Below are 25,649 nucleotides of genomic sequence, written 5' to 3'. Positions count from 1 at the left end.
TCAGCGGGGGGAAGGGCGGTCGCCGCGGGGATCCGCGAGGTGCGCGCCGAAGGACCGGCGGCGGGCGTCGTCGATCGCGTCGTCGAAGCGGAGGTCGGGGTCGCGGAGCATCGCGACGGTGGCGAGCGCGTGGATCCGCACCCGCGCGTCCGCCGCCTGCCGCGACCGCTCGACGACCGGCAGCGACGCCCGGCCGACGGCGACGAAGGCGCGCGTGAGGCTGTGCTGCATCTCGGCGGATCCGCGTCCGAGCTGCGAGGCGAGCTCGCGCAGCAGGAACCGAGCGCCCGCGGGGTCGCGGTCGGCGTCGAGGAGGCCGGACGCCGTCCGCCAGGCGGTGCGCGCGACGTGCTCGTCGGGATCCCGCAGCAGCGGCCGCGTGATCGCCGGGAGCGCGCGCCGGTCGCCGATCTTGGAGAGCGTGTGCAGCGCCTGGCTGCGCGCCTGCGGGATGGGCGAGGTCAGCTCGGCGACGAGCGGCGGGATCGTGAGCTCGCGGTCGTGCCGGAGGAGCGCCCACGTGAGCATCTCGCGCACGTTGAGGTCGGGCTCGACGCGGCAGCGGTGGATCAGCCCCTCGACGAGCGCGGGATCCGGCCGGGTGCCCGCGGTGAGCGCGGCCTGGAGGCGGGCCGACGGGTCGGGGGCGCGGAGCGCGGCGGCGAGGCGGGCGGCGATCTCGGCATCGGCGGGGCGGTCGGGGCGAGCCGGCCCGTCGTCGGGGGCGGGGTCGCGGGCGGCGTCGCTCACAGCATGTCCTCGATCGCGGCGAGCACCCGGTCCGGGTCCTCGAGCTGCATGTCGTGGTGGATCCCCGGCAGCCGTCGCACGTCCCACCCGGCACGCTCCAGCTCGGCGGCGTACGCGTCGGGCAGGACGGCGGGCGACTCGTCGGAGAGCACGATCGTCGACGGAACGGCCGGCGCGCTCACCGCGAGCGGGTGGAAGGCGACGTCGCGGAACACGTGCATGGCCATGCCGCGGTCGAAGCGGGCCGCGGCGGCGTCGAGCGACGCGCGCACCGCGGCCGGGTACGCGGCGCGCACGCGGGCGGCGGCCCGGGCCCGCGGGATCTGCGCGGCGGCGAGGCCCACGAGCGGCGCCGCCCAGAACAGGCGGCCGCGGATGCCCGTGGTCGGCAGCGCGAGCCGGAACCCGGGGTCCAGGTAGATCGCGCGCGCGGGCTCGAGGCGGGCGACGGCGCGCACCAGCACGGATCCGCCGAGCGAGTGCCCGACGACCGCGTCGAGCCCGCGCGGGAGCGACGCGGCGACGTCGTCGGCCATCTCCTCGATGCCGTACGCGGGCGCGCGATCGCTCCGCCCGTGGCCCCGGAGGTCGACCGTCGTGACGGTGAAGCGCCCCGTCGCCACGAGCCGGTCGACGAGGGGCGCCCAGGTCGCGCCGTCGCCGCCGAGCCCGTGCACCAGGCCGACGTGGCGCGCGCCGGAGCCCGTGGTGACGCGGTGCAGCTGCATGGATCCAGTCTCCTCCCGTGCGGACGGCGGACGCGCGCCGGCCCCGCACCTGAGAGGGGATGCGGGGCCGGGCGTCGTGCGGTCGCGGCGCTAGAGCGTCGCGGCCGCCGGGTCCCAGTCCTCGGCCAGCGGCGTCGGCTGCGCGACGCTCGACGCGACCCGCACGACCTGGCGGCTCTCGGCCGCCTCGGAGATCGCGAGCAGCACGTCGAGCACGTGGGCCGCGACCTCGCCGGATGCGCGGACCGGGTCGCCGCCGCGGATGCTGCGCGCGAGGTCCAGCACGCCGGAGCCCCGGCCGTACGTGGATCCGGTCGCGGTCAGCGTCTCGGGCTCCTCCTGCCCGAAGCGCCACAGCTGGCTCTCGCCGTCGAACATGTTCGGGTCGGGGAGCACGATGGTGCCCTCGCTGCCCGAGATCTCGACGAAGCCGGCCCGCGGCAGCGCGTTCTGGAAGCTGAAGGTCGACTGCGCCGACTGCCCGCCCGCGAACGAGATGAGCGCCGCGTGGTGCGTCGGCACCTCCACCGGGAAGTCGGTGCCCGCGCGGGGTCCGCTGCCGATGGTGCGCGTGGTGCGCGAGGTCGAGGAGACCGCGCTCACCGACTCGGCGGCGCCGAAGGCGTGCACGAGCGTCGTCACGTAGTACGGGCCCATGTCGAACAGGGGGCCCGCGCCGTGCGCGAAGAGGAACTCGGGGTTCGGGTGCCAGGCGTCGGGGCCGGGCACGTGGAAGATCGTCGTCGCCGTGAGCGGCTCGCCGATGTCGCCGCGGGCGATGGCGCGCATGGCGCTCTGGATCCCCGCGCCGAGCACGGTGTCGGGCGCGCACGCGACCTGCACGCCGGCGGCGCGCGCCGCCTCGAGCAGCTCCGCGCCGGACGCGTGGTCGAGCGCCAGCGGCTTCTCGCTCCACACGTTCTTGCCGGCCGCGACGATCTGGCGGCCGACCTCGGCGTGCACGGCCGGGATCGTGAGGTTCACGACGATCTCGATCTCGTCCATCGCGAGGAGCTCCTCGACGGTGCCGTGGTGCGGCACGCCGTGCTCCTCGGCGCGCGAGCGCGCGCGGTCGAGGTCGATGTCGGCGACGAACAGGACCTCGAGGTCCGGGAACGCCGTCATGTTCTCCAGGTAGGTGCCCGAGATGACGCCCGCGCCGATGACGCCGACGCCGACGCGGCCGGTGCCGCCCGTCACTTGTCGTTCTCCTGCAGCCAGGCGAAGGACGCCGCGATGCCGTCGAACACGTCGCCGGCGTAGTCGTCGAACTCGACGACGCGGAGCGCGTGGGGTGCCGCTGCGAGCACGGCGGCGACGTCGACGTCGCCCTGGCCCGCGGGCTCCTGCATCTTGAAGGCCTGCGCGAGCTCCGGCGGCACGACGAGCGCGGACTCGGCGCTCGGGAGCACGTTGGCGATCGCGTCGGAGATCTTGCCGTCCTTCACGTGCAGGAACTGCACGCGGTCGCCGAGCTGACGGAGAAGGGCGGGCGTGTCCATGCCGCCGACGGTCGACCAGAACGTGTCGAGCTCGAGCACGACGTCGGCGTTCAGGCGCTCGACGAAGAGCTCGTAGACCGGGCGTCCGTCGACCTTGTTCGCGAACTCCCACTGGTGGTTGTGGTAGCCGAAGGCGAGGCCGCGGGCGGCGGCCTGGACCTGCAGCTCGTTGACGCGGTCGGCGATCCGGTGCGCGTCGTCGGCGGTCTGCCAGCGCTCCGAGGGGATGAACGGGTCGATGACGGTCTGGATCCCGAGCTTCGCGGCGGCGTCGAAGGTGCGGGCGGCCTGGTCGTCGTCGCCGTCGATGACGGGCGCGTGGCCGGAGGGCGCGGTGACGCCGGACGCGGCGAACGCGGTCGCGAACTCGTCGGCGCGCTCGACGAACGCGTACGGCTCGACCTGCGTGTAGCCGATCTCGGCGACGCGGGCGACGGCGCCCTGCAGGTCCGCGGAGACAGCGTCGCGGACCGTGTAGAGCTGGACGGAGGGGGCGGTCATGGTCGCTCCTTTCAGGAGGGTGACTGGTGGCCCACGGCCGCCGCACGCTCCCGCCGTCGCGTCTGGACGGCTGAGCCACGATGCCCGCAGGGTTCGACCGGCGCGAGACGCGCCGCAGCGTCAAACCTACCGTCGGTCGGGCTCCGGATCCCAGAGGTCGGGGCGACGGATCCTGGTCAGCGCGCGATCCGGGGTGCCAGGCTGGCAGCACCCGCTCGACGACGCGACGAAGGAGCCGCCATGAGGATCCACCGCACCATCACCGTGCTCGACGCCCCCGACCTGGCCGTCGAGAGCGCCTTCTGGGCCGCGCTCCTCGAGGGCGAGGTGGAGGGCACCGACGACGACTGGCACAGCATCCGCGCCGGGGACGGCTCGCGCCTCGCGATCCAGCTCGCGCCCGACTTCGTGCCCCCGGTCTGGCCGGGCGAGGGCCCGCGCCAGCAGCAGCAGATCCACCTGGACCTGTACGTCGACGACCTCGACGAGGGCCGCGAGCGCGTGCTCGCCCTCGGCGGCCGCCTGCTCCAGCCGGCCGAGGACCCGACGGCGCCCGACCGCTTCGACGTGTACGCGGATCCGGCGGGGCACCCGTTCTGCCTGTGCGTGACGAGCGGGGACGCGGGGTCGTAGGCGATCGCGCGGCGACCGCCGGCGACAGAGCCGGCTCAGTCGCCCTCCCCCGACGCCCCGAACGCGTGCAGCCCCAGCCCCTCCGCGAGCGCCCCCGCGAGCACCGCGCCGCGCACGCTCGTGCCCTGGTCGTCGAGCGGAGGGCTGAACACCGCGGCGCCCAGGCGGCCCGGGGCGGAGAGGACGATCGCGCCCGAGACGCTCGACTTCGCGGGCACGCCGACCTGCCGCATCCACCGCCCGGAGCCGTCGTAGACGCCGCACGTGGCCATGACCGAGACGACGTCGCGCGCCACGTCCTGCGGGATGACGCGTGACCCCGTGAGCGGGTTACGGCCACCGCACGCGAGCGTCGCGGCCATGGCCGCCAGGATCTCCGCGCTCACCCGCACCGCGCAGGCCCGCGCGTAGGCGGCCACCGCGTCGTCGGCGGAGACGTGCAGCGTGCCCTCCGAGCGCATGAGGTGGGCGAGCGCGTGGTTGCGGTCGCCGTGGAGCTGCTCGGACGCGGCCACGTCCTCGTCGACCTCGAGGTCGCGACCGGCGAAGGCGCTGAGGCCGGCGAGGATCCGCGCGTTCCGCTCCTCGAGGCCGGTCCCGCGCACGAGGCTCGCCGTGAGGATCGCGCCCGCGTTCACCATCGGGTTCGGCGGCCGGCCGGTGCCGCTCTCCAGCTTGATCGCGTCGAATGCCTCGCCCGTCGGCTCGATGCCCACCCGGTCGAGCGCGGCGCCGTCGGTGTCGGCGAGCGCCAGCGCGAAGAGGAACGGCTTGACGGCGGACTGGATGGAGAAGGGCTCGGCGCTGTCGCCCGCCGCGTGCGTGCGGCCGTCGGGGGTGACGAGCGCGATGCCGACGAGCCGCGGATCCGCGTCCGCGAGCTGCGGGATGCTGTCGTCGACCTGCCCGCCGTCCTCGTCGGCGACCGACGCGAGCAGGGCGTCGAGGTCGAGCGCGTGGGCGGCGTCGTGGGCGGCGTCGTGCGAGGCGGATCCGGGAGGGGGCATGGTCCCACCCTGCCAGCGCCCGCGGCGGACGATCGCGTCCGGGTCCGCGATGCGGAGGGGGAAGGCCCGGCCTCCGTGCACGGAGGACCGGGCGGGATGGGCATCTCCCCGAGACGCCCATGCATCGCGAGGACGTCCCACCCGAAGGGCTCGTCCCGCACGGTCGAACGTAGGCCCTGCGGTGGATCCATCCGCAGCATCGACCTTCCGCGGCTAGTCCACCCGGTCAGCCGACGGTGTCGCGGGGATCCGTGCCCCCGATCACGCCGGCTGCAGCAGGTCCCCGTCCTCGACGAGCTTCAGCGACAGCACGCGGTACCCCTCCTTCTCGAAGAAGACGGTGATCCGGTCCTCCTCCGTGCTCATCACGGTGCCCGGTCCCCACTCGGCGTGGGTGACCTGCGACTGCGCCGGGAACCGGTCGTCGGGCGCGTCCTCGGTCGTCTCCCCGGCGTCGGCCGTGCCCATCGCCTCCTCGTGCGCCTCGTCCCCGTCGAGCCGGTCGCACACGTCGCAGTTCGTGCAGCGCACCGGGGAGTCCTCGCCGAAGTAGCCGAGCAGGTACTGGCGGCGGCACTGCATCGTCTCGGCGTAGCCGCGCATCATCTCCAGGCGCGAGACCTCGATGCGCTCGCGCTCCTCGGCCACCTCCTTCGCGCGGGCGGCGGCCTCGCGCGGGTCCAGCTCCTCGGTGACGTACGCGCCGTCGCGGTCGGATCCGAGCACGCCCGCGTCCACGAGCAGGTGGAGCACGCCGCCGACGGTGCGCGCGGACATCCCGGCCCGCTCCGCGACCGCGGCGGGCCGCACCGGACCGTCGGCGCCGGCCACGGCGACCGCCGCGTACACGTCGCGGAGGCTGGCGGGTCGGGGCGTGCGCGCCGCGAAGAAGCGGCGGAGGCCGAGGTCCTCGGGGCGGTAGTGCAGGATCCCGACGGCGGGCTCCCCGTCGCGACCGGCCCGCCCGACCTCCTGGTAGTACGCGTCGACGGACTCGGGCGGCGCAGCGTGGATCACGTACCGCACGGTCGGCTTGTCGATGCCCATGCCGAAGGCGCTCGTCGCGACCACGACGTCCACGTCGTCCTCGTGGAAGGCCGTCTGCACGCGATCGCGCTCGGCCGCCGGGAGGCCCGCGTGGTACGCCGCGGTGCGGAGGCCCGCCGCCTGGATCTCCTCCGCGTACTGCTCCGCGTCCTTGCGCGTGGCCACGTAGACGAGGCCCGGCTGCGCCTGCTCCCCGACGTGGGCGACGATCGCCCGGCGCTTCTCGGACTCCTCCGTGTGCCGGCGCACCTCGAGGCGGATGTTCGGCCGGTCGAAGCCGGACGACAGCACGAACGGGTCGCGGAGGCCCAGGCGCTCCTCGATCTCGACGCGGACGGGCGTGGATCCGGTGGCCGTCATCGCGACGGTCGGCGGGTGGCCGAGGGCGTCGATCACGCCGCCGAGGCCCAGGTAGTCCGGCCGGAAGTCGTGGCCCCACGACGCGACGCAGTGCGCCTCGTCGATCACCACGAGCGAGACCCCGCGCGCCACCAGCCGCTCGACGACCTCGTCGCGCGCGAGCTGCTCCGGCGTGAGGAACACGATCCGCGCGCCGGGCTCCTCGACGGTCGCCCACGCCTCGTCGAGCGCCTTCCCGCGGATCGTGCTGTTGATCACGCGCGCGGGCGGCGCCGCGGGCGCGTCCTCGAGGTTCTGCACCTGGTCGGCCTGCAGCGCGATGAGCGGCGAGACCACGACGGTGAGGCCCTCCATCAGCACGGTGGCGACCTGGTAGATGGCGGACTTGCCGTAGCCCGTGGGCATCACGACGAGCGCGTCGCGGCCGCGGACGAGCGGGCCGATGGTGCGCAGCTGGCCGTCGAGGAGGTCGTCCCAGCCGAAGGCCTCGCGCGCGACGCGGACGGCGTCGTCGGGGCCGGGGCCGGGCGTCGGCTCGGGCAGGAGGGCGGGATCCTCGACGCTGCGGTCGGTCGTGCGGGTGGCGGCCTCGGCCGTGCGGTTCTGCTTCACCTCCCCACTGAACGCCGCGCGCCGAGCAGTGCCCAGGGTCTTGACGCCGCTCTCGGCGCACCGTCACCCTCGCCGCGCATCCGGGCGCGCCGCGTGCTCCGCGCGTGCCCCGTGGGCGCTCCTCGTGCGCTCCTCGTGCGCTCAGTCGGCCTCGATCCGCGGGAACGGATCCGCGTATCCCGCCCACGCCGCCGGCCCCGCCGCGAGCTCCGCGCCCGTCAGCACGGCCCGCCCGATCGCGCGGCGCAGCACGGCCGGCCGCAGCCCCTGGCCGAAGAACGCGATCTCCGTTCCGTGCGGGGCGTCCGCGCGCCAGGGGTCGATCCCGGTCGGCTGGAGGGTCAGCATCGACCCCACGCTCGACCACCCGCCCACCTCGCCGGGCCGCGACGCGAGCGACACGAAGCCCTTCGAGCGCTGCACCAGGCCGGCGCGATCGGGCCGCAGCTCATCCTCCACCGCCCGCGCGAGCCGCTCGGGGTGCAGCGGCCGCGGCTCGTTCACCACGACGGAGCCCACGGGGCCGTCCAGCCGGTCGATGTCGGCGGGCCGGGACGCGGATCCCGCCGCCGCGATCTCCCGCATCCACCCCGCGGACGCCGCGAGGCCCGGCACGTCGCCCCAGCGCGGCAGCCGCCCGAGCGCGAGCGGGCGGCGCGCGTCGAGCACGGTCGCCCGCGGGGCGAGCCGGCGCACGAGCGCGACCAGCGTGCCGCGGGACTCGAGCGGCACCCGGGCCATGCCGGTCAGCACCACGACGGTCGCGTACTCCACGAGGTCCGCGAGCGTCTCGGCCTCCTCGAACGCGTCGTCGACACGGCCGCAGGCGATGGCGTGCAGCCGGTCGGCGGGCACGACGGAGACGACGTGGCGGAGCCCGAAGCCGGATCCCACGCCGCCGACCGCGCGCTGCACCTCGTGCTCGCGGCGCAGCAGCAGGTCGAGCCCCATGCCGGTCGCGCGCGCGTCGGCGGTCGCGGGGATCCCGACCACGGCCTCGACGCCCGGCCCGCGCGCGGCCAGGTCGTCGAGGAAGCGCGCGATGGGCTCGACCGGATCGACCTCCTCGGGCGGCAGCACGAGGAGCTGCGCGGCGACGTCCGCGACCGCGTCGCGCAGCACCGAGCGGAGGCCGGATCCCTCCCCCACCACGAGGACGACGCCCGACGGCGGCTGCGGGTAGACGGGGAGGGGGACGTCGCGGGCGGGCATGGCGGTAGTCTATTGAGAACTCTTCTCACGAAAGGACCACCATGAAGGTGCGCAACTCGATCAAGGCCCTGAAGAAGCTCCCCGGCGCGCAGGTCGTGCGCCGTCGCGGCCGCGTCTTCGTCATCAACAAGCTCACCCCGCGCAACAAGGCGCGCCAGGGCTGATCCCGACGGCGGGCGACCGGGATCGCCCGGCGGGACCGCCCGTCAGAGCGGGAAGCGCAGCCGCAGCAGGTGGGATCCGTCGGGCCGCTCCTCGGCCGCGAGGCTCCCGCCGAGCAGCTGGGCGCGCTCGCGCAGGCCGGTGAGCCCGTGGCGCCCGCTCGGCAGCTCGAGCAGCGGCAGCGTCGCGCGTCCGGCCTCGACCTCGACGACCACGTGGCCCGCCTCCAGCCGGCCGGTGATCCGCACGGCCGCGCCGGTCGCGTGCTTCCGCGCGTTCGTGAGGCCCTCCTGCACGGTGCGGTAGACCGCGCGCTGGGCCGCGGCGGACAGGTCGGCGGGGAGGTCGAGGTCGGTCTGGACGCGGATCCCGCTGGCCGCCACGAGCGCCGGGACGTCCCCGAGCGTCGGCTGCGGCGCCAGCTCGCGCCGCTCCCCGCCCGCCGCCCGGAGCACCTCGACCATGCCGCGCAGCTCCTCGAGGGTCACCGTGCTGAGGCCGCGGATGGTGCGGGCCGCCTCCCGGGATCGCTCGTCGGCCGCACCCACCTGCATCGCGCCGGCCTGCACGGCGATGAGGCTCACCTGGTGCGACACGACGTCGTGCATCTCGCGCGCGAGCACCGCGCGCTCCCGGGAGAGCGCCACCTCGGCCGCCTGCCGCTGGCCGAGGCTCTGCGCCTCCCGCAGCTCGCGCAGCTGGGCCGCCGCCATCCGCCGCTCGCGGAGGAACGCGCCGAGCAGCGCCGGGCCGACCGTGTACAGGGTCGCGTCGACGAGCGGCTCGACGACCGACTGCAGGTCGTCGGGCGGGGACACCGGCAGCAGGTACGCGACGACGGCGACGCCGCTCGCGGCCCCCACGCGCCAGCGCTCGGTGCGCGAGAGGCCGAGGTCGAAGAGGGCGACCATGAGGGGCACGTAGGCGATGCCGACGTAGAAGGCGGGCATCGCGGCGAGCAGGCTGAGCCAGGCCCACCGTCGGCGGAGCAGGAGGCCGAGGCACGCGACGACGCCCGCGGCCGCGTCCCACGGCGACTCGGACGCGGTGATGAACGTGTACGACGCGGCCAGGGCGACCCCCGCCACGAGGAGGTCGACGAGGGCGGCGCGGATGCGGTCGGCGGCGGTGGCCTGCCGGTCCGCGGTGGCGGCGGTGGCGCGCGGGTCCTCGAGCTCGTCCTCGTTCGGGTCGGCGTCGGCACCCGCACCGATGCCGGCCGGAGCCGCCGCGCCGCCCGCTCCCCCGCGCCGGCTCAGCCGCATCGCGGGATCACCGCCGGGGCACGAGCCCGGCGCGGTCGGCGACGACGGCCGCCTCCACGCGCGAGCCGACGCCGAGCGCCTGGACGATCGAGCTGACCGTCTCCTTCACCGTGCCGAGCGTGAGCCCGCACTCCGCGCCGATCTCGGCGTTCGACAGCCCGCGCGCGAGCGCCCGCAGCACGGTGACCTCGCGGTCGCCGAGCCGGGCGACGCGCGCCCGCTCGGCGTCGTCCTCGAGGGAGCGGAAGAGCCGGCCGGGCCGCAGCCCGGGCGCGAGCACGACGCCGCCGGACGCGAGCGTGAGCACGTGGCGCGCGAGCTGCTCCGGATCCGTGTCCTTGAGCAGGAAGCCGGACGCGCCGCGGTGCAGGGCCTCCAGCACCTGGTCGTCCGTGTCGAAGGTCGTGAGCATGGCGACCGCGGGCGGACGCGGCTCGGCCATCAGCTCGGCGAGGATCGTGAGGCCGTCGGGCGCGGGCATGCGGATGTCGAGGAGCACGACGTCGGGCGCGTGCTCCCGCACGGTCGCGACGGCGGTGTCGCTCGACACGGCCGCACGCACCGCGATGCGCGGGGACGCCCCGAGCACCATCGCGATGCCGGAGCGCACGAGCGACTCGTCGTCGACGACGACCACGGTGACGACGGGCTCGGCGGGGGCGGGGCGGTCCGGGTGCGCGTCGGATCCGGTGCTCACGCGTCCCGCCTCCCGCTGCCGGATCCGCCGTCGGCGCCGGTCGCGCCGCCGCGGTCCCCCGCCTGGCCGAGGCTAGCGCCCCGGGCCGCGCGCCTCGCCGCGCGCGCCGTCCGCCGGACCTCCCGGGAGTGCGCCCGCGCCGCCCCGAGCGCGCCGGCCAGCTGCCGGATCCGGAGCGTCGGCACGTAGGCGGCCGTGAGCGCGCGCCCGATCGGCGCGAGGTCGGCCGCGGTCGGGCAGGCGAGCCAGAGCGTCTCGTAGCGCGGATCGAACTTGGCCTTGAAGCGCAGCAGCGAGGTGAAGCCGTACGACGGCTCGAGCACGCGACCGGTCGCGGTGAGCAGGCGCGCCACCACGCGGTCGACCGCCCCGCGCGGCCGGGCCGTGCCGACGCCGGCGAGCGGCGTGCCCGACAGGCTCAGCGTCGCGAGCCCCTCCTCCTGGAACGCACGGGCGGCGGTCGCGATGAGGAACTCCATCACGCCGGGCATCGGCTCGACGCCGCGGCGCATCACGTCGAGGGTGCGGCCGACGAGCAGCCCGTCGCGGAAGACGGGGAGCCAGCTCGTGACGCCGTGCACGCGGCCGGCGGCGTCGACGGCGAGGAGTATCCGGACCTCCGAGTCGTCGAGCTCGCGCAGGCCGCCGAGGGTGAAGCCCATCTCGGGGAGCGCCTTGGCGTCGGCCCAGTCGCCGCTCAGCGCGTCGACGGCGCGGCGGAGGTCGTCGGGCAGGCCGCGGTACGTGTCCCAGCGCGCCTCGAGGCCGTCGCGCGCGGCGCGGTTGGTCGCGGTGCGCAGGTCCTGGCGCCGCTTGCCGGAGGTCGAGAAGGACGCGAGGTCGATCACCGCCTCCTCGGCCACGGGCGTGACGCTCCAGCCGAGCTCGGCGAACACCGGCAGGTGCCGCGAGTGGATGCTGTAGAACGCCGGCACGAGGCCGCGTGCGGAGCAGTGGCGGGCGAAGGCGCGGATCGTCGCGGGCGCGTCGGCGGCGGAGGCCATCGGGTCGGAGACGGTGAGGGCCACGCCGTGCGCGGCGCGGTAGGCGACGGCGCCCCGCGCGGACGCGTCGCCGTCGTCGGCCGCGAACCAGTGGCTGCTGCCCGACCACGTGCCCATGAAGCCGAGCGATCCGGCGTCCGCGGACCTCAGCTGCGCGAGCACGCGGTCGCGGTCGGCCGGGCGCCCCTCGACCGCGGCGCGTTTGCCGAAGGACCGCCGCCGGGCGACGAGCACGACGAGGGCCGTCGCGGGCAGGAGCCACGTCGTGAGCACCAGCACCGGCAGCTCGACGTCGCTCCAGGAGTCGATGGGGAAGGCGAACCAGTCCTCGGTGAGCGGGATCACCGTGTAGTACCAGGCGAGCAGCCCGGTCACGAGCAGGAGGGCCGTGATCCCGAGCACGAGCCCGAGGCGCCGGCCGCGCAGCAGCAGCGCGACCGCGACGATGAGGACGCAGAGCACCGCGACCGTGCTGCCGGGGTCGAGCAGCGTCGCCATGGCGCTCAGCACGCCGACCGCGTCGCCCGAGACGGCGGCGATCCACCAGCTGAGGGTCACGGTGCCGAGCAGGGTGGCGGCGACCATGCGGGCGCTCGACGCGGCGGCGTCCTGCCAGGCGGGGCGCGCGGACAGCGGCACGAGGATCCGGCCGAGCCCCAGGCCGATGAGGAGCGCGACCCCGCGCGTGAGGTCGACCCCGTGGCCGGCCGCGAGGAGGCCCGCGAGGACCGCGGCGAGCAGGGCGGCGCGGAGGCCGTCGCGGTGGGAGGGGGCGAGCCCGCGGCTGGCGGCGGCGGCCACCGCGACGAGCACGACCGAGGGCGCCCACAGCCGGTCGGCCGCGTCGACCTGCGAGTACCAGTCGCCGAGCGCGACGCCCGCGGCGAGGAGGAGGGAGGCGACCGCGACGGGCGCCAGCGACCCGAGGGCGGCGACGAGCGCGGTGCGGAGGACGCCGATCCGGCTCTCCGACCAGGCCAGCACCATGATCGCGAGGGCCACCGCGACGGCGGTCGCGGCGGGGTGCGCCAGCTCGCCGAGGGCGGCCATGGCGCCCATCCAGGCGCTGCCGGCGGGGACCGCGAGGACCGCGAGCGGGTGGCGGGCGACGGCGCGGCCGAGGATCCGGAGGGCTCCGGCCGGCGCGGCGGGAACGGTGGGCTCGGCGGGCTCGGCCGTCGTCTCGTCCGCGTCGCCCGACGGCGGGATATCGGCGGGGTCGGCGGACGGACGGGCGGGGCGGGCGGCGGGGGCGAGCGTCGGGTGGGGCACGCCCCCAGTGTGCGGAGCGGGCGTGCGCGGGCGCGTCCGCCTGGGGATCCGCGGGGCCCGCCCTTCGGCTGACCCGCTCCGCCGATCGGCTGGCGCCCCGCCGCGGGTGCTTCGGGCGGGCCCGAGCGGTGCCGGATCCGGACCCGCGGGATCAGGCCGTCGCGCCCGCCCCGCCCGTGCCGACGGCTGCACCGGCGCCCGCGCCCGAGAACCGCGTCGACGCGTCCTCGCCCTGCCGGAGCAGCGGCAGGTGCTCGACGCGGTGCGCGGCCCGGCGCAGCGCATCGCCGGCGGTGCCGAGCGCGGGACGCCATGAGGCCGGGCCGCGGTGGGTGAGGACGTCCACGGCGTCGCGCACCCGGTCGAGCACCGACAGCGGGATCGCCGCGAGCGCGTTGCCCGGCGGGCGCCGGGACACCACGGGGTGCGCGCGCGTCGGCGCGGTCCGGCGGACCACCTCCCACGCGATCCCGAGCAGCCGCAGGTCGCGCACGCGCACCTTCTCCTGCAGGCGCGGGAACAGCTCGTCCTCCTCGTCGCGCACGTCCTCGCCCAGCACCTCGACGAGCCGGTCGAGCAGCGCCGCGCGCCCCGGATCCCCGGCCGGCAGCGTCTCCAGCGTGGTCACGAGCTCGTTGACCTCCTGGTGCTCGCGCTCCACCTCGAGGGTCAGCTCCTGGCCGTCCTCCAGCACCCGCCGCATCACGGGCCAGAGCACCGACTCCTCGGCGAAGGCGTGCGGGAACACGAGGCGGTAGATGCGCATCAGCACGAGCGCCTCGTGGTCGCCCTCCGCTCCCCGCAGCTCCTCGAGGAGCGCGTTCAGCTTCACGTGGTCGCTCTTCTGGCGGGCGAGCACGCTGAGCGGCCCCCCGAGCTCCCGGGTGCTCTGCTCGGCGACGGATCTCATGGTCATCCCCTCCGGTTCGTGATGCGTGCGGTGCCGCCCGACGCGGGTCGCGCGGGCAGGAAGCGCGCCGCCGCGACGACCGCCGCGACGACCGCGGCACCCCCCGCGAGCACGCGACGGTGCTCCTGCACCGCCAGGTAGTAGGAGCGGCGGCGCACCCAGCCCTCGTGGGTGCCGCGCTCGGCCGGGCGCGGGGAGGGCTGGCGCAGCCCGCTGTCCCCGGGGGGCCGCGAGGGCCGGCTGGACCGCTGCGACCAGAGCATGTACCGCTCCATCACCAGGTCCGTCAGCCGCGGCGCGACCGCGCCGGCCACCGCGCCCAGGTGCGCCTGCACCCCGATGTAGAGGTCGCGCGTCGGGTGCTCGGCCGCCCACAGCGCGGCCTCGGCGACGGCCTCGGGCGGGTAGATCATGCCGCGGTGCGCGGGCTGGCGCTCGGCGTGGCTCTGCGCGTGCTCGTTGTAGGGCGTGTCGATGCGGCCCGGGTGCAGGAGCGTGACGGAGATCGGCAGGCCCTGCGCCTCGATGTCCATGCGGAGCGCGTCGGTCCAGCCGTGCACCGCGTGCTTGATGCTCGAGTAGGTCGACTGCAGCGGGGTCGCCCGGTCGCCGAAGACGCTGCCGACGTTGACGATCGCCCCGCCGTAGCCCTTCCGGCTGCGCATGTGCGCGACCGCGGCGAGCGAGCCGTGCACGACGCCCCAGTAGTCGGTGTCCATCATGCGGCGCATGTCCTCGAGCGGGACCCGGTCGGCCAGGCCGAAGACGCTGACGCCGGCGTCGTTGATCCACGTGTCGAAGCGGTGGTGCTCGGCGAGCGCCGTGGCGGCGATGCGCTCCACGTCCGCGGCCACGCCCACGTCGGCGACCACGGCGGTCGCCCGGCCGCCGCCCGCGACGATCCCCGCCACGACCTCCTCCAGCGCCTCGCCGTTCCGCGCCGCGAGCACGACCGCGGCCCCGCGGGCCGCCGCCATCCGCGCCGTGACGCGCCCGATCCCGCTGGACGCGCCCGTGATCACCACCACCTGGTCCTCGAGCGGGAGCAGCGGGGGGCGCTTCCCCCGTCGCCACAGCGAGGCGAGCGGGGCGCCGACCGGTGACGACGCGCGGTCGCGGTCGCGGTCGCCGTCGGCGGAGGGGGCTGCGGATGCGGTCACGTCGCTCTCGGTCATGGCGCCATCCAACGCGCGGTGCGCGCATCCGCCTCGGGGGTTGATCCCGCTCCCGGTCTGTGGCAGCGGATCGCCCCGCGAGCGTGTCAACCCCCGGGGCGGCGCCACGGCCGCGGAGTGGGATGGCGGGACACGACACCTACGAGAAGAGGAGCAGCCATGTCCCAGCCCGAGCAGCAGCAGCAGGTCCCCGGCACCGAGGGCGACCTGACTCCCCAGGCCGACCACGGCGAGGAGAGCTACCGCGGATCCGGCCGCCTGGAGGGCAAGGCCGCCGTCATCACCGGCGCCGACAGCGGCATCGGCAAGGCCGTCGCGCTCGCCTACGCGCGCGAGGGCGCCGACGTCCTGATCCACTACTTCTCCGAGCAGGAGGACGCCGACGCCGAGGACACGCGCCGCCTCGTCGAGGAGGCCGGCCGGAAGGCGGTCGTCGTCCGCGGCGACCTCGCGGACCCCGCCCACTGCCGCGACGTCATCGCGCAGGCGGTCGACGCGTTCGGCCGCGTCGACGTGCTCGTCAGCAACGCCGCGTTCCAGATGTCCCGCGACTCGATCGTCGACACCCCCGACGAGGAGTGGGACCGCACGATCGCCACCAACCTCAGCGCGTTCTTCCACCTCACGAAGGCCGCGGTGCCGCACATGGCGCCCGGATCCTCGATCATCGGCACCACGTCGGTGAACTCCGACAACCCGCCGCCGTCACTCCTCGCCTACAGCGCCACGAAGGCCGGCATCGCGAACATCGTCGGCTCCCTGTCGCAGATGCTCGCGGAGCAGGGCATCCGCGCGAACAGCGTGGCGCCCGGCCCCATCTGGACCCCGCTGATCCCCGCCACCATGCCCGCGGAGGAGGTCGCGTCCTTCGGCCAGCAGGTGCCGCTGGCCCGCCCGGGCCAGCCGGCCGAGGTCGCGCCCGTGTTCGTGATGCTCGCGAGCGACGAGGCGAGCTACGTCTCGGGTGCCCGCGTGGCCGTGACGGGCGGCCAGCCGATCCTGTAGCCGTCCGCACCGCTACTGCCGGATACGCGAGAAGGCCCCCGGGATATCCCGGGGGCCTTCTGCCCTGCTGGTGCGCGAGGGGGGACTTGAACCCCCACGTCCTCACGGACACACGGACCTGAACCGTGCGCGTCTACCAATTCCGCCACTCGCGCCAACCGGACGACATTATCACGCCCGGGAGCCGATCCCGTGCCGCACCGGGCAGCGGATCCGCGGCGCGACGGCCCGCGGGCACCGCCGTGACGGCCCCGGTCCCGGCCGGCCGCGGGCCGTCGCCGCACCCGCCACCGGGTCGGTGTCCAGGGCGAGGTCGCGCGAGTTGGCTACGATCTCCCTATTCATCCGCGGAAGGACCGCGCGAGGACGGATCACACGTGGGAATCCTGGACAACTTCGAGAAGGGCCTCGAGCGCGCCGTCAACGGCGCCTTCGTGAAGACCTTCAAGTCCGGCCTGCAACCCGTGGAGATCGCCGCGCAGCTCCGACGCGAGCTCGACACGCACGCCGCGATCGTCGACCGCGACCTCATCCTCGTCCCGAACTCCTTCACCCTCCGCGTCTCCCGGCCCGACGCGGAGCGCATGGCGAGCATCGGCACCGCGCTCACCGACCAGCTGCGCGTGTCCGTCGAGAAGCACGCCTCCTCGCAGGGCTACCAGTTCGCCGGCGCCGTGCAGGTCGGCTTCCGCGAGGACGACTCCATCCCCGAGGGCGTGCTCGAGATCGACAGCCGCACGGCCGAGGGCAGCGTCACGTGGATGCCCGTCGTCGACGTCGCGGGAACCCGCCACCCGCTCGCGGTCGGCCGCACCGTCATCGGCCGGGGCAGCGACGCCGACATCACGGTCGACGACCCGGGCACCTCGCGCCGCCACGTCGAGATCGCGTGGGACGGATCCCGCGCCCAGGTCCGCGACCTCGGCTCCACCAACGGCTCCGAGCTGAACGGGGCGCCCGTCACCAAGGCCCCGCTCCCGCCGGAGTCGGTCATCCGCATCGGCCGCACCACCATCACCTTCCGCGTCGTCCCGCAGGCCACGGAGGAGCGCGACGGCCAGCGTCCGCGCCGCGACGACGGCTTCTGGGGGGCCTCATGACCGAGCTGACCCTCCTCGTCCTCCGCCTCGTGTTCCTCGCGGTGCTGTGGCTGTTCGTCTTCGGCATCGTCTACGCGCTCCGCTCCGACCTCTTCGGCCAGCGCGTGCGGAAGCTCCGCGAGGAGACGGGCTCCGGCGGCGGATCCCCGTTCCCGCAGTCGCCGTACGCCGCCGCCGCCGCTCCCCCGCGCGCCGCGCAGCAGCCCGTGCAGCCGCCGCCCATCTCGACGATGCCGTCGGGTGCCAACTCCGGCGCCGTCCCGTCGCGCGCCAAGGCCACGACCGCCACGGCCCGCCACCTCGTCATCACCTCGGGCGCCAAGTCCGGCACCGAGATCCCGCTCGGCACGGAGCCGCTCACCATCGGCCGCTCCGGCGAGTCGGGCCTCGTGATCCGCGACGACTACACGTCCACCCACCACGCGCGCCTGCTCCTCTGGAACGACGAGTGGATGATCCAGGACCTCGACTCGACCAACGGCACCTTCCTCGACGGCAAGCGCGTGAGCGTCCCGACGCAGGTGCCGCTCGACACGCCGATCCGCATCGGCGCGACCAGCTTCGAGCTCAGGCGGTAGCGGCGTGGCGACAGTGACGCAGGCCGCCGCCGTCTCCCACGTGGGCAAGGTCCGGTCGAACAACCAGGACTCGGGCTACGCGGGGCGGAACCTCTTCGTCGTCGCCGACGGCATGGGCGGGCACGCGGGCGGCGACGTCGCCTCCGCGGTCGCCCTCACGCGCATCGTCGAGGCCGACAAGCCGTACGCCTCGGCGCACGATGCCGAGTTCGCGCTCCAGGCGGGCCTCGTCGCCGCCAACCAGCTCCTCGCCGAGACGGTGTTCGAGCACTCCGAGCTCACCGGCATGGGCACCACCGTCAGCGCGCTCGCCCGCGTCGACCGCCACGTCGCCATCGCGCACATCGGCGACTCGCGCATCTACCTGTTCCGCCGCGGCGAGCTCAGCCAGGTCTCCGCCGACCACACCTTCGTGCAGCGCCTCGTCGACAGCGGCCGCATCACGCCGGAGGAGGCGCTCGTGCACCCCCGCCGCTCCGTCCTGATGCGCGTGCTCGGCGACGTCGACGCGGCCCCCGAGGTCGACACGCAGGTGCTCGACACGCACACGGGCGACCGCTGGCTGCTCTGCTCGGACGGCCTCAGCAGCTATGTGGCCGAGGAGCGGATCACCGAGATCCTCGCCACCGCGGGCACGCCCGAGTCCATCGCGGACGCGCTCGTGAAGGAGTCGCTCGACCACGGCGCGCCCGACAACGTCACGGTGGTCGTCGTCGACGTGCTCGACGAGGACGACGACGTCGCCGCCTCCCGCCCGGAGCCCGAGCCGGTGCTCGTCGGATCCGCGGCGCAGCCCCTCGCGTTCGGCGACGAGCCCTCGAGGCGCGCCGTCCGGATCCCGTCGCTGCTGCTGCACCCGCTGCGCGCCACCACGGCCGTGCGCGACGCGCAGTTCGAGCCGGAGTCCGACGAGTACCTCGAGGCCCTCATCGCGGAGGACCGGCGCCGCGCGCTCCGTCGCCGCATCACGTGGCTCGTGGGCGTCGCCCTGATCCTCGCGGGCCTCGTGCTCGCGTGCGTCCTCGGCTACCGCTGGACCCAGTCGCGCTACTACGTGGGCGAGGCCGACGGCACCGTCGCGGTCTACAACGGCGTGCAGCAGACCATCGGCCCGATCGAGCTCTCCCACGTCTACGCGCGCACCGAGGTGCGCGTCGACGACCTCCAGCCCTTCTACCGCCAGCAGGTCGAGCAGACCATCAACGCCGACTCGCTGGCGGGCGCGCAGGAGATCGTGAACCGGCTGCAGGAGGCCTCGGGTGGCTAGGGCCGGCGTCGCGGACGCCCCCGCACGGCCCCGCGAGCGCGCGCCCCGGGTGCCGCGCATCCGCGTGCCCCGGCGCCTCCGGAACCTCGAGCTCGCCCTGGTCGTCCTCGCGTCGATCATCAACGGCGGCGCGCTCTACCTCGTGCAGCTCGGGGCGCTCGGCGCCTTCGACCAGAGCTTCTTCCTGCCCGCGACGGGCCTCGCGGTCCTCGTGCTCGGCATGCACGTGGCCCTCCGCTGGCTCGCGCCCGACGCGGATCCGTTCATCCTCCCCATCGCCACGGTCCTCAACGGCCTGGGGCTCGCGGCCATCTACCGCCTCGACCTCGCGGGCGGATACTCCGGCTGGGAGAGCGTGGCCGTCCGGCAGATCGTGTGGTCGGGCCTCGCGATCGTCTGCGCCCTCGCGGTCATCGTGCTGCTGAAGAACCACCGCGTCCTCCAGCGCTACCGCTACATCGCCATGTTCACGGGCCTCGTGCTGCTGCTCCTGCCGATGCTCCCGGTCATCGGGCAGAACATCAACGGCGCCCGCGTCTGGATCCACATCGGCGGCTTCTCGTTCCAGCCCGGCGAGATCGCGAAGATCTGCCTCGCGGTCTTCTTCGCCGGCTACCTCGTCACGGCGCGCGACAGCCTCTCGATGGTGGGCGTCAAGGTCCTCGGGATGCGCTTCCCGCGCGTCCGCGACCTCGGCCCGATCCTCCTGGTCTGGGCCGTGTCGATGAGCGTCCTCGTCTTCCAGCGCGACCTCGGCACGTCGCTGCTGTACTTCGGCCTCTTCATCGTGATGACCTACGTGAGCACCGGACGCATCGGCTGGGTGATCCTCGGCGCCGTGCTGTTCCTCGGCGGCGCGTACGGCGCGAGCACGCTCGGCTACGTCGGCGGCCGCGTGGACGCGTGGCTGAGCCCGTTCGACCCCGCGGTGTACGAGGCGGACGGCGGCAGCTACCAGCTCGTGACGGGCCTGTTCGGCATGGCCTCCGGGGGCCTGTTCGGGCAGGGGCTCGGCAGCGGCATGCCCAACCTCACGCCGCTCGCCAACAGCGACTTCATCCTCGCGAGCCTCGGCGAGGAGCTCGGCCTCACGGGCGTCTTCGCGATCCTCGCGCTCTACCTCCTGCTCGTCTCGCGCGGCTTCCGCATCGGCTTCGCGGGCCAGGACGACTTCGGCAAGCTGCTCGGCATCGGGCTGTCGTTCGTCATCGCGCTGCAGGTGTTCATCGTCATCGGCGGCGTCACCCGCGTCATCCCGCTCACCGGCCTCACGACGCCGTTCATGGCGGCCGGCGGATCGTCGCTGCTGGCCAACTGGATCATCGCGGCCCTGCTGCTGCGCCTGTCCGACACCGTCCGCAACCAGCCCCGATTGGTGGTCGAGTCGTGAACCGCGAGCTGAAGCGCGTCTCCGTGTTCGTCCTGGCCATGTTCGTGGCCCTGTTCGTCGCGGCCTCGGTCATCCAGGTGATCGCGGCGCCCACGCTGCAGGCGGATCCGCGCAACAGCCGCACCATCATCGCCAGCTACTCGGCGGAGCGCGGCTCGATCCTCGTCGACGGCACGCCGATCGCCTCCTCGGTCCCTGTCGACGACCGCTACAAGTTCCTCCGCACGTACGCGCAGCCCGACCTCTACAGCGCGGTCACCGGCTACTACACGCTCGGCCAGGGATCCACGGGCCTCGAGGACTCCATGAACGACGTGCTGAGCGGCACGAGCGGCACGCAGTTCTTCGACAGCCTCACCCGCACCTTCACGGGCCAGGACCCGAAGGGCGCGTCCGTCGAGCTCACGATCGACCCGAAGGTGCAGCAGGCGGCGTACGACGCGCTGGGCTCGCTGCAGGGATCGGTCGTCGCGATCGAGCCGTCCACCGGCCGCGTCCTCGCGATGGTCTCCAAGCCCGGCTACGACCCCAACGCGCTCGCGTCGCACGACCGCGACGCCGTGAAGCAGACCTACACGTCGCTCCTCGCGGACCCGGCGAACCCGCTCATCGACCGGGCCGTCAACAGCCTCAACCCGCCCGGATCCACGTTCAAGCTCATCACCGTCGCCGCCGCCCTCGAGTCCGGCCAGTACACGCCCGACTCGCTCCTCCCCAACCCCGCGACGTTCACGCTCCCGGGCACCGGCACGGTCATCACGAACGCGGGCGAGGGCGCCTGCGGCCCCGAGCCCGAGGTCACGATCGCGACGGCCCTGCGCCTCAGCTGCAACATCCCCTTCGCCCAGCTCGGCATCGCGCTGGGCTCGGAGCGGATCGCCCAGATGGCGGAGGCCTTCGGCTACGGCAAGTCGATCGACGTCCCCATGGCCAGCGCGAAGAGCGTCTTCTCCCCCGACCTCGACGACGCGCAGACCGCGCAGTCCGCCTTCGGGCAGCTCGACGTGCGCGCCACGCCGCTGCAGACCGCCATGGTCACCGCCGGCATCGCCAACGGCGGGGACGTGATGAAGCCGAGCGTCGTGGACAGCGTCCTCAACCCCGACCTCAGCGAGCTGTCCGGCTTCTCCCCCAGCCGCTTCGCCGACCCGATCTCGAAGGAGACCGCCGCCACCATGACCCGGATGATGATCGACGACGTCCAGAGCGGCGTCGCCTCCAATGCGAGAATCAGTGGCGTCGACGTGGCGGGCAAGACGGGCACGGCCCAGAACGGCGCCGACGACCCGTACACCCTCTGGTTCACCGGCTTCGCGCCGGCGGAGTCGCCGGAGGTGGCGGTCGTGGTCCTGGTGGAGGACGGCGGCGGACGAGGACGATCGGGCTCGGGGAACACCCTCGCCGCCCCCGTGGCGAAGAAAGTGATTGAGGCGGTGCTGGACAGATGAGACCCACGAGCGGACTGACCTTCGGAGGGCGTTACCAGCTGGGCGACCGGATCGCCATCGGCGGCATGGGCGAGGTGTGGGAGGCCACCGACCTCGTCATCGGGCGCAAGGTCGCGATCAAGATCCTCAAGGACGAGTACCTCGGCGACCCCGGGTTCCTCGAGCGCTTCCGCGCCGAGGCCCGGCACGCCGCGCTCGTCAACCACGAGGGCATCGCCAACGTCTTCGACTACGGCGAGGAGGACGGCAGCGCGTTCCTCGTGATGGAGCTGGTGCCCGGCGAGGCGCTCTCCACCATCCTCGAGCGGGAGCGCGTGCTCTCCACCGACAAGGTGCTCGACATCATCGCCCAGACCGCGCTGGCGCTCCACGCCGCGCACCAGGCCGGGCTCGTCCACCGCGACATCAAGCCGGGCAACCTGCTCATCACGCCCGACGGCCGCGTCAAGATCACCGACTTCGGCATCGCGCGCATCGCCGACCAGGTGCCGCTCACCGCGACCGGGCAGGTGATGGGCACGGTCCAGTACCTCTCCCCCGAGCAGGCGAGCGGCCACCCCGCGTCGCCGTCGACCGACGTCTACTCGATGGGCATCGTCGCGTACGAGTGCCTGGCCGGCCGCCGACCCTTCACGGGCGAGTCGCAGGTCGCCATCGCCATGGCGCAGATCAACGAGCAGCCGCCGGAGCTCCCGGTCACGGTCGCCGAGCCGGTCCGCAACCTCGTCATGTCGTGCATCGCCAAGAAGCCGGCCGACCGCCCGCAGAGCGCGGCCGCCCTCGCGCGCGCCGCGCAGGCGCTCCGCCGCGGCGACGTCGCGACGGCCACCATCGCCGTGCCCGCCGTCGCCGGCGCCGCCGCCCTCGCCGACCCCGGCGCGGCCACCCAGGCCACGCAGCTCATGCCATCCGGCCGTCGCGTCGACACGGGCGCCACCACCGTGCTGTCCTCCGCCCCGCGCGCCGGAGCACCCGTCCCCCTCGTCTTCGACGACGAGGACGACGAGGAGGCCGACCAGCCCCGCGCCCGCAAGCGCGCCATCTGGATCTTCGTCGTCGTCGCGCTCCTCGTGGTCGCGGCCATCGTCGCCGGCCTCATCGCCCTCACGAGCGACCGGGACCCCGCCGACCCTGCGCCGACGCCCGTCGCGTCGTCCGCGTCGCCGACGCCCACCCCCACGCCCACGCCGACACCCACCCCCACGCCGACCGCGAGCACCGTCGAAGTCAACCGCGACGACTACATCGGCCGTGACCAGAAGACGGTGTCGGACGAGCTCACGGCCCTCGGCCTCAAGGTCACCGTCGTGACCGGGAGCGCCGCGCCGTCGGGTGAGGAGGAGGGTCGCGTCACCGCGATCACCCCCACCGGCAGCGTCGCCAGGGGCGCCACCATCCAGATCACCGCGTACGGCGCGCCCACGCTGCCCACCGCGGCGCCCGGCACGCCCACGGTCGAGCCCACCTCCGTGCGCGCCGGCCAGGCGGTCGACATCTCGTGGCCCGCGTACTCCTGCCCGGCCGGGCAGACCCTCAACGGCTACCAGGTCCAGACGGACTCGGTGTCGAGCGGCGCCACCGGCACCTGGGGCGGCAGCACGAACCCGACGAACGCCCAGACCACCTCGGGCGAGATCACGGCGGGCACGAGCCCCGGCACGTTCACCGTCAAGTACCTCGCCATCTGCGGAACGAACGAGTCGCCGTACAGCAGCACCGTCACCGTCACCGTGGAGGCCGCTCCCGGCGGCACCGGCGGCGGGACGGGCGGCGGGACCGGCGGCACGGGCGGCGGCACCGGCGGGGGAACCGGCGGCACGGGCGGCGGGACCGGCGGCACGACCGGCATGGCGCCGATCCCCGCCCCGGGCCGCGCGGACGGGCACTCCCTCGTCTCCAGCGCGCACCGCGACTCCTGACCCGCGCGGTCGAGCCGGCCGACGCCCACGCGTCACGGGCCGCCGGCCGCCCGTCGGGCCGCCCGTCGGGCCGCCGCCCGGACGCCCAGCGGAGCCCGGGTAAGCTCATCCCCGTCCGAATCCCGATCCCGACGAGAGGCAGTCCGTGACCGACGCGCGTGTGCTGGGCGGCCGCTACGAGGTCGGGGCGCTGCTGGGTCGCGGGGGCATGGCGGACGTCTTCGAGGGCGTCGACGCGCGCCTCGGTCGCCGCGTGGCCGTCAAGGTCCTGCGTCGCGGCCTCGCCGAGGATCCCGCCTTCCGCAGCCGCTTCCGCCAGGAGGCCCAGGCCGCCGCGCGCATGTCGCACCCCACCATCGTGCGGGTCTTCGACGCGGGCGAGGACGTCGTCACCGACCAGGATGGCGCATCGCACACGGTCCCCTTCATCGTCATGGAGCGGGTCGAGGGCCGCCTCCTGAAGGACGTGATCACGGACGGCCCGCTCGATCCGGACGAGGCCGTCCGCATCATGCGCCAGGTGCTCACCGCGCTGGAGTACTCGCACCGCGCGGGCGTGGTCCACCGCGACATCAAGCCCGGCAACATTATGGTCACGCCCGCGGGCCAGGTGAAGGTCATGGACTTCGGCATCGCGCGCGCCGTCTCCGACACCTCCGCCACCATCGCGCAGACCACCGCGATCCTCGGCACGGCCCGCTACTTCTCCCCCGAGCAGGCCAAGGGCGAGTCGGTCGACGCGCGCACCGACCTCTACTCCGCCGGCGTCGTCCTCTTCGAGATGCTCACCGGCCAGGCCCCCTTCCGCGCCGACACCGCGGTCGCCGTCGCCTACCAGCACGTCAGCGAGACGCCGGTGGCCCCCAGCAACGTCGAGGAGGGCGTCTCCCCCCAGCTCGACCAGGTGGTCCTGCACGCCATGGCGAAGGACCGCTACGCGCGCTTCCAGACCGCGGGCGACTTCCGCACCGACCTCGACCGCGCCGCCGAGGGCACGCTGCCCCCGCGGGAGGCGCCGACGAACGACGTGGGCGCCACGCTCTTCGGCGCGTCCGCCGGCCCGTCCTCCTCCCAGCAGGCGCTCCGCCAGCTCGGAGTCGACGACGACCGCACCGTCCGCACGCAGAGCCGGCCGCCGGTGCCGTGGATCTGGGCGGGCGTCACCGTGGTCGTCGTGATCCTCATCGCCGTCGTCATCTGGGTCACCAACCTCAGCTCCATCGGCCCGCCGGACATCAGCCCCACCGTCCCCGACGTCGCGGGATCCACCTACTCCAGCGCCGCCGCGGCCCTCGAGGAGGCGGACCTCGTGCCGCTCGAGCGTGACGAGGCGAGCACGACGGTCAAGGAGGGGATCGTGCTCCGCACCGATCCCGATGCCGGCGAGAACGTCGCCTCCCAGACCGAGGTCGACGTCATCGTGTCCTCCGGTCCGCCGGAGGTCCAGGTCCCGAACGTCGCCAACATGGACGAGGGCACGGCCACCGCCAGCCTCCAGTCGGCCGGCCTCACGGTCGGCGAGGTGACCCGCCAGTCCTCGCCCTCGGTGCCGGACGGCGTCGTCCTGCAGTCGGAGCCGGCGGCGACCCAGCAGGTCGACCAGGGATCCGCGGTCAAGCTCGTCCTGTCCAACGGCAAGGTCACCATGCCGGACGTGCTGGGACAGCCGCTGGTCGATGCGCAGAGGCTCCTCGAGGAGTCGGAGCTCGTCGTCACCACACGCCGTGACCCGTCCTGCGGCCGCGCCGACGGATCGCCCGTGAACCAGCAGTCGGTGCCCCCGGGCGATGTCGCCCAGCGCTCCACCGTCGCCCTCACGTACTGCACGGGTGCCGTCCGCAGCACGCCGGCACCGACGCCCACACCGAGCGCTCCGACCACGCCTCCCGCCCGCGGCTGAGCGGGCAAGGCGTCCTCGGCATCACCAGGCCGCACCTGCGTTTCACCTCGCCTCGCCTCCGGGGGATCCCCGCAGGGATGCGTGACGCTCGTGCTCAGCCGGCAGATGATCCCGTCACCGGCCGAGCTCCCGGCTCACGCCTGCAGGTGAGGAGCCGGGGCCCCTGGCTCGCGAGCTGCAGGTCGCGCATCGTGGACGACGAACG

Annotated in this window: 22 protein-coding genes and 1 tRNA gene; 10 read left to right on the top strand and 13 right to left on the bottom strand. The window is 74.6% G+C overall.

The annotated features are described in order from the left end of the window. The 4 genes from ACT7CP_RS00200 to ACT7CP_RS00185 form a co-directional block, all read right to left on the bottom strand. Nucleotides 1-750 carry a HEAT repeat domain-containing protein gene (locus tag ACT7CP_RS00200; RefSeq protein ID WP_445442872.1) on the bottom strand — a complete coding sequence of 250 codons (750 nt, stop codon included), beginning with the start codon at nucleotides 748-750 and terminating at the stop codon, nucleotides 1-3. Further along, entirely contained in the window at nucleotides 747-1,478 is a 732-nt protein-coding gene (locus tag ACT7CP_RS00195) for an alpha/beta fold hydrolase (protein WP_445442871.1), read from the bottom strand. Before ACT7CP_RS00195 ends, ACT7CP_RS00200 begins: the two co-directional genes overlap by 4 nt. Nucleotides 1,479-1,568: 90 nt before the next feature. Next, nucleotides 1,569-2,678, bottom strand: a complete 1,110-nt coding sequence (locus tag ACT7CP_RS00190) for a Gfo/Idh/MocA family protein (RefSeq protein WP_445442870.1) — start codon at nucleotides 2,676-2,678, stop codon at nucleotides 1,569-1,571. Next, nucleotides 2,675-3,481 (bottom strand): sugar phosphate isomerase/epimerase family protein, encoded by an 807-nt coding sequence (locus tag ACT7CP_RS00185; protein ID WP_445442869.1) that lies wholly within the window; start codon nucleotides 3,479-3,481, stop codon nucleotides 2,675-2,677. Before ACT7CP_RS00185 ends, ACT7CP_RS00190 begins: the two co-directional genes overlap by 4 nt. Nucleotides 3,482-3,721: 240 nt before the next feature. Here ACT7CP_RS00185 and ACT7CP_RS00180 point away from each other — a divergent pair, with 240 nt between their 5' ends. Beyond that, on the top strand, nucleotides 3,722-4,114 hold the full coding sequence (locus ACT7CP_RS00180) for a VOC family protein (RefSeq protein WP_445442868.1): 393 nt from the start codon (nucleotides 3,722-3,724) through the stop codon (nucleotides 4,112-4,114). Between the two features lie 35 nt (nucleotides 4,115-4,149). Here the strand turns inward: ACT7CP_RS00180 and glsA are convergent, their stop codons facing one another. The 3 genes from glsA to ACT7CP_RS00165 all read right to left on the bottom strand — a co-directional run bounded on the left by glsA (nucleotide 4,150) and on the right by ACT7CP_RS00165 (nucleotide 8,352). Next, complete coding sequence (gene glsA, locus ACT7CP_RS00175; RefSeq protein WP_445442867.1) at nucleotides 4,150-5,121, bottom strand: glutaminase A; 972 nt, start codon at nucleotides 5,119-5,121, stop codon at nucleotides 4,150-4,152. Between the two features lie 261 nt (nucleotides 5,122-5,382). Continuing rightward, nucleotides 5,383-7,140: a RecQ family ATP-dependent DNA helicase gene (locus tag ACT7CP_RS00170; protein ID WP_445442866.1), complete on the bottom strand. Its 1,758-nt coding sequence runs from the start codon at nucleotides 7,138-7,140 to the stop codon at nucleotides 5,383-5,385. A gap of 141 nt (nucleotides 7,141-7,281) precedes the next feature. After that, nucleotides 7,282-8,352, bottom strand: a complete 1,071-nt coding sequence (locus ACT7CP_RS00165) for a GTP-binding protein (protein ID WP_445442865.1) — start codon at nucleotides 8,350-8,352, stop codon at nucleotides 7,282-7,284. A gap of 41 nt (nucleotides 8,353-8,393) precedes the next feature. On the opposite strand from ACT7CP_RS00165, the gene ykgO reads away from it, so the two are divergent. Beyond that, the gene (gene ykgO, locus ACT7CP_RS00160; protein WP_043667673.1) at nucleotides 8,394-8,516 is read left to right on the top strand and encodes a type B 50S ribosomal protein L36; all 123 of its coding nucleotides are present in this window, start codon (nucleotides 8,394-8,396) and stop codon (nucleotides 8,514-8,516) included. Nucleotides 8,517-8,558: 42 nt separating this feature from the next. Here ykgO and ACT7CP_RS00155 read toward each other — a convergent pair whose 3' ends face one another. From ACT7CP_RS00155 to ACT7CP_RS00135, 5 genes are all read right to left on the bottom strand, one after another. After that, complete coding sequence (locus ACT7CP_RS00155) at nucleotides 8,559-9,779, bottom strand: sensor histidine kinase (RefSeq protein ID WP_445442864.1); 1,221 nt, start codon at nucleotides 9,777-9,779, stop codon at nucleotides 8,559-8,561. A 7-nt stretch (nucleotides 9,780-9,786) separates the two neighbouring features. Further along, complete coding sequence (locus tag ACT7CP_RS00150; protein WP_445442863.1) at nucleotides 9,787-10,476, bottom strand: response regulator; 690 nt, start codon at nucleotides 10,474-10,476, stop codon at nucleotides 9,787-9,789. Beyond that, nucleotides 10,473-12,752 (bottom strand): bifunctional lysylphosphatidylglycerol flippase/synthetase MprF, encoded by a 2,280-nt coding sequence (locus ACT7CP_RS00145; protein ID WP_445442862.1) that lies wholly within the window; start codon nucleotides 12,750-12,752, stop codon nucleotides 10,473-10,475. The genes ACT7CP_RS00150 and ACT7CP_RS00145 overlap by 4 nt, the downstream gene beginning before the upstream one ends. A 151-nt stretch (nucleotides 12,753-12,903) precedes the next feature. Further along, nucleotides 12,904-13,662 (bottom strand): hemerythrin domain-containing protein, encoded by a 759-nt coding sequence (locus ACT7CP_RS00140; RefSeq protein ID WP_445442861.1) that lies wholly within the window; start codon nucleotides 13,660-13,662, stop codon nucleotides 12,904-12,906. Between the two features lie 2 nt (nucleotides 13,663-13,664). Continuing rightward, nucleotides 13,665-14,837, bottom strand: coding sequence for an SDR family oxidoreductase (locus ACT7CP_RS00135; protein ID WP_445442860.1), 1,173 nt, complete (start codon nucleotides 14,835-14,837; stop codon nucleotides 13,665-13,667). A gap of 159 nt (nucleotides 14,838-14,996) precedes the next feature. Between ACT7CP_RS00135 and ACT7CP_RS00130 the strand changes: the two genes are divergently transcribed. Next, nucleotides 14,997-15,842 (top strand): SDR family oxidoreductase, encoded by an 846-nt coding sequence (locus tag ACT7CP_RS00130; protein ID WP_445442859.1) that lies wholly within the window; start codon nucleotides 14,997-14,999, stop codon nucleotides 15,840-15,842. Nucleotides 15,843-15,910: 68 nt separating this feature from the next. Here the strand turns inward: ACT7CP_RS00130 and ACT7CP_RS00125 are convergent. Continuing rightward, nucleotides 15,911-15,997 (bottom strand) — tRNA-Leu (locus tag ACT7CP_RS00125). A 222-nt stretch (nucleotides 15,998-16,219) separates the two neighbouring features. Here ACT7CP_RS00125 and ACT7CP_RS00120 point away from each other — a divergent pair. The 7 genes from ACT7CP_RS00120 (at nucleotide 16,220) to pknB (ending at nucleotide 25,444) form a co-directional block, all read left to right on the top strand. After that, entirely contained in the window at nucleotides 16,220-16,942 is a 723-nt protein-coding gene (locus tag ACT7CP_RS00120) for an FHA domain-containing protein (protein ID WP_445442858.1), read from the top strand. Then, complete coding sequence (locus ACT7CP_RS00115) at nucleotides 16,939-17,520, top strand: FHA domain-containing protein FhaB/FipA (protein WP_445442857.1); 582 nt, start codon at nucleotides 16,939-16,941, stop codon at nucleotides 17,518-17,520. The genes ACT7CP_RS00120 and ACT7CP_RS00115 overlap by 4 nt, the downstream gene beginning before the upstream one ends. 4 nt (nucleotides 17,521-17,524) lie before the next feature. Next, on the top strand, nucleotides 17,525-18,787 hold the full coding sequence (locus tag ACT7CP_RS00110; protein ID WP_413961847.1) for a PP2C family protein-serine/threonine phosphatase: 1,263 nt from the start codon (nucleotides 17,525-17,527) through the stop codon (nucleotides 18,785-18,787). Continuing rightward, nucleotides 18,780-20,177, top strand: a complete 1,398-nt coding sequence (locus ACT7CP_RS00105) for an FtsW/RodA/SpoVE family cell cycle protein (RefSeq protein ID WP_445442856.1) — start codon at nucleotides 18,780-18,782, stop codon at nucleotides 20,175-20,177. The genes ACT7CP_RS00110 and ACT7CP_RS00105 overlap by 8 nt, the downstream gene beginning before the upstream one ends. Then, entirely contained in the window at nucleotides 20,174-21,625 is a 1,452-nt protein-coding gene (locus ACT7CP_RS00100; protein ID WP_445442855.1) for a peptidoglycan D,D-transpeptidase FtsI family protein, read from the top strand. The genes ACT7CP_RS00105 and ACT7CP_RS00100 overlap by 4 nt, the downstream gene beginning before the upstream one ends. Further along, entirely contained in the window at nucleotides 21,622-23,544 is a 1,923-nt protein-coding gene (locus ACT7CP_RS00095) for a serine/threonine-protein kinase (RefSeq protein WP_445442854.1), read from the top strand. Before ACT7CP_RS00100 ends, ACT7CP_RS00095 begins: the two co-directional genes overlap by 4 nt. 145 nt (nucleotides 23,545-23,689) lie before the next feature. Continuing rightward, entirely contained in the window at nucleotides 23,690-25,444 is a 1,755-nt protein-coding gene (gene pknB, locus ACT7CP_RS00090) for a Stk1 family PASTA domain-containing Ser/Thr kinase (protein ID WP_445442853.1), read from the top strand. Nucleotides 25,445-25,649 lie beyond the last annotated feature (205 nt).

This window comes from Clavibacter rahimiani (assembly GCF_052654495.1).
This window is presented reverse-complemented; position numbering and strand designations above follow the sequence as displayed.

What these genes read in the sequence shown, in the direction of transcription:
- ykgO (WP_043667673.1), top strand. Translation starts at nt 8,394, where the DNA reads ATGAAGGTGCGCAACTCGATCAAGGCCCTGAAGAAGCTCCCCGGCGCG.
- ACT7CP_RS00140 (WP_445442861.1), bottom strand. Translation starts at nt 13,662, where the DNA reads ATGAGATCCGTCGCCGAGCAGAGCACCCGGGAGCTCGGGGGGCCGCTC.
- ACT7CP_RS00130 (WP_445442859.1), top strand. Translation starts at nt 14,997, where the DNA reads ATGTCCCAGCCCGAGCAGCAGCAGCAGGTCCCCGGCACCGAGGGCGAC.
- ACT7CP_RS00185 (WP_445442869.1), bottom strand. Translation starts at nt 3,481, where the DNA reads ATGACCGCCCCCTCCGTCCAGCTCTACACGGTCCGCGACGCTGTCTCC.
- ACT7CP_RS00095 (WP_445442854.1), top strand. Translation starts at nt 21,622, where the DNA reads ATGAGACCCACGAGCGGACTGACCTTCGGAGGGCGTTACCAGCTGGGC.
- glsA (WP_445442867.1), bottom strand. Translation starts at nt 5,121, where the DNA reads ATGCCCCCTCCCGGATCCGCCTCGCACGACGCCGCCCACGACGCCGCC.
- ACT7CP_RS00155 (WP_445442864.1), bottom strand. Translation starts at nt 9,779, where the DNA reads ATGCGGCTGAGCCGGCGCGGGGGAGCGGGCGGCGCGGCGGCTCCGGCC.
- ACT7CP_RS00195 (WP_445442871.1), bottom strand. Translation starts at nt 1,478, where the DNA reads ATGCAGCTGCACCGCGTCACCACGGGCTCCGGCGCGCGCCACGTCGGC.
- ACT7CP_RS00115 (WP_445442857.1), top strand. Translation starts at nt 16,939, where the DNA reads ATGACCGAGCTGACCCTCCTCGTCCTCCGCCTCGTGTTCCTCGCGGTG.
- ACT7CP_RS00180 (WP_445442868.1), top strand. Translation starts at nt 3,722, where the DNA reads ATGAGGATCCACCGCACCATCACCGTGCTCGACGCCCCCGACCTGGCC.
- ACT7CP_RS00165 (WP_445442865.1), bottom strand. Translation starts at nt 8,352, where the DNA reads ATGCCCGCCCGCGACGTCCCCCTCCCCGTCTACCCGCAGCCGCCGTCG.
- ACT7CP_RS00135 (WP_445442860.1), bottom strand. Translation starts at nt 14,837, where the DNA reads ATGACCGAGAGCGACGTGACCGCATCCGCAGCCCCCTCCGCCGACGGC.